Below are 1,199 nucleotides of genomic sequence, written 5' to 3' on the forward strand. Positions count from 1 at the left end.
GCAATATTCATTAAAAGTTAACCAATGGGTTGCCTCATTCGATTGGCCGATGAATCAAGATTACATTGCAGTAGCTTACGATATTTTGTGTAAAGACTTTGAAAACTTTAAATTAGCTGATTTGATCGAAGTAGGGTCGAAACTGAGTGCTTCTGGTCTATATAAGATTGAGGTTTCAAATGAGTTCAAAACCCTCGAAAACGACACACATACACTGCGCTATCGAGTTAGACGCATAACTCAACAAAATACTCTGAAGGAGGTACCTAATGTACGCTAATCATGACAAAAGTAGCGACGTTGGAACCATAAACACATTTTTTGCAGCGAATGCCAATTTATCAAAACAAATTTATCGAGCGTTTTATAGCAACAGTGTGATTAACAAACAAGAGTATATTGAGGCCAAGGCAAGCTTTGTTGAATCAAATTTTTACAATGAACTCATTGTTAACTTAGAGCACTATGAACAATTATATTTACATTTAGGCTTCCAGTTAGCCCATGATGAAAGTGGTGAGTATTTTTACCTTAAACCGACCGTAGAACTAGGTGACGAAGAAGATGAGTTTGACGAATCTAGCCTTAAAATAATGGCTGTGTTGACGATATTTACCAGGCTTGCAACGAAACGCGCTCAAGCGATTTCATTGCTCAGTGAGCCAGTTCAAGGGGTGTCACCCTCCGATCTCGATGCGCTGGATGAGGATGAGAAGACTTTGAATATCCTCAAAAGTTTAAAGCTGAAATCAGCATTGGATGCGCTTGATTTTTTAAAGAAACGTGGCTTTGCGTTTAAAGTGGGCCCGAAACGTCATGTATTGAGCAAAGGTGCAATGGCCATGATTAATACATTATTAGAGCGACAAAAAGCGTTAAACGATGAAGGTTTATCAGGACAATAGGTTTAATAAAAGTTTCTATGGAAAGTTTGCCACTACCATTTTAATGTTACTCACTATTGATTTGACGCTGATAGGTCGGTTAACTGGGGGTGTAGTGGCACACTAATTTTGGCCACTGATTAATAGTAGATTGCACTATTGGCATAGGAGAATTCTTCTGAAATTTCAGTATTGCACAAACTCGGAAAATCCATAAATGAGTTAGGGGCTTAACTCATTTTGCCCCAAAGTTTGTTGGCCTCCGAATAAAGGTTTAGCATTTTTTATGTTTGGTTAAATGGGATTGAAGATTGT

At 38.0% G+C, this 1,199-nt stretch carries 2 protein-coding genes; both read left to right on the plus strand.

Going from position 1 to position 1,199, the window contains the following annotated elements:
• A partial coding sequence (locus H5202_RS22850; RefSeq protein WP_182774033.1) for a hypothetical protein occupies positions 1-280 on the plus strand: 280 nt, incomplete at its 5' end.
• Complete coding sequence (locus H5202_RS22855; protein WP_182774034.1) at positions 270-905, plus strand: condensin complex protein MksE; 636 nt, start codon at positions 270-272, stop codon at positions 903-905. The genes H5202_RS22850 and H5202_RS22855, both read left to right, overlap by 11 nt.
• Positions 906-1,199 lie beyond the last annotated feature (294 nt).

Origin of the sequence: Shewanella sp. SG41-4 (genome assembly GCF_014164505.1) — a bacterium.
Taxonomy (GTDB): domain Bacteria; phylum Pseudomonadota; class Gammaproteobacteria; order Enterobacterales; family Shewanellaceae; genus Shewanella.

Excerpts from the sequence above, each read along its gene's own strand:
- H5202_RS22855 (WP_182774034.1), top strand. The coding sequence starts at position 270 with ATGTACGCTAATCATGACAAAAGTAGCGACGTTGGAACCATAAACACA.